Annotated in this window: 2 protein-coding genes; one reads left to right on the top strand and one right to left on the bottom strand. The window is 64.1% G+C overall.

The features are described 5' to 3' along the window. On the top strand, positions 1 to 817 hold an 817-nt coding region (locus tag AC1DT2_RS23330), incomplete at its 5' end, for a hydroxymethylglutaryl-CoA lyase (protein ID WP_477299056.1). A gap of 19 nt (positions 818 to 836) precedes the next feature. Here the strand turns inward: AC1DT2_RS23330 and AC1DT2_RS23335 are convergent. After that, the coding region (locus AC1DT2_RS23335) for a hypothetical protein (RefSeq protein WP_477299057.1) at positions 837 to 1,418 on the bottom strand (582 nt) is incomplete at its 5' end.

A 1,418-nucleotide genomic window follows, 5' to 3' on the forward strand; every position in this document is an offset into this window, starting at 1 on the left:
GGTGAAGATCGAGCTGATCGACCGCCTCTCGGCAACGGGGTTGGCGACCATCGAGGCAACCAGCTTCGTCAGCCCCAAGTGGGTGCCGCAGCTTGCCGATGCCGCCGAGGTGTTTCGCGGCATTCGCAAGGCGCCCGGCGTCGTGTATCCGGTACTGGTGCCAAACCTGCAGGGTTACGAGCGCGCTCGCGAGGTAGGCGCCACGGAAGTAGCCGTTTTTACCGCCGCCTCCGAGGCATTCAACCGCAAGAACATCAACGCATCCATCGACGAGTCCATCGAACGCTTCGTTCCCGTCATGGAGCGTGCGCGCGCCGATGGCATTGCCGTGCGCGGTTACGTCTCCACCGTACTCGGCTGCCCTTACCAGGGCGAGGTGCCCGTCGCCGACGTGGTGCGTGTGGCCCGGCGCCTGCACGAGCTCGGTTGCCATGAAATCTCGCTAGGCGACACGATCGGCGTGGGCACGCCGGCCAAGGCACGCAACATGCTGCGCGCCGTGGCCAGCGAGGTGCCGATGAGCGCCCTCGCCGTCCATTTCCATGACACTTACGGGCAGGCGCTGGCCAACATTCTGTCCTGCCTGGAAGAAGGCGTGCGCGTGGTCGACAGCGCGGTCTCCGGTACGGGCGGTTGTCCTTATGCCAAGGGCGCGACCGGCAATGTCGCCAGCGAAGACGTGGTGTACATGCTGCACGGCATGGGTATGAACACAGGGGTAGCGCTCGACAAGCTTGTCGAGATCGGCGCATGGCTCGCCGGCCAGCTTGGAAAGGAAACCGCGAGCCGCGTCACCCGGGCGCGCACGGCCTCCTGAGTCCATCCCACGGGGTGGATCACAGGACGAAGTTACTGGGCGAATTCCAGCGTGACCAGCGATTGGTGATGCGCGCCTGTAGCAGCGTGCGTCCGTAACGTGCGAGATACCCCAGATTTCCTGTTTCCAGGAACATCGCGTAAAGGTGTTCACTTTCTTCGACGACGCGCCCGTAGGGGCGCTTGAGGAGTGCCCGAAGCTCGTCGTCGGGGAGGTTCAGTGGTTGCCCGGAAAGTAGCGAGGGATTGAGATAGGCAAGCGCTTCGGCGTCGAACCCCGTCTGCGCAAGCATGCCCGGCGTGAGCCCTTCCGCATCCACCAGGGCCATCGACAGCGTATGACGCGCACCCATCACCGAACTGCGACTCGTCAGGTCGATGCCTTCAGGAAACCGGGCCAGAAGTTGCGGCGAGATAARCCCGCGACTGATCATGTGCCTTCGCATGCCCACGTCGCGAGTGGCGGTGTTCACGCGCTCGAAGCCGTTCATGGCACGCAAGGCATCGTCGGACGGCATCGGTCGCGGACGGGAAATCGTGAATCGACTGAGGTCGGTCACATCACCACCGCCGCGCAGTCTGGGCGCCTTCAAGGCCAGGGG

This window comes from Luteibacter sp. P4_E6, from assembly GCF_056401535.1.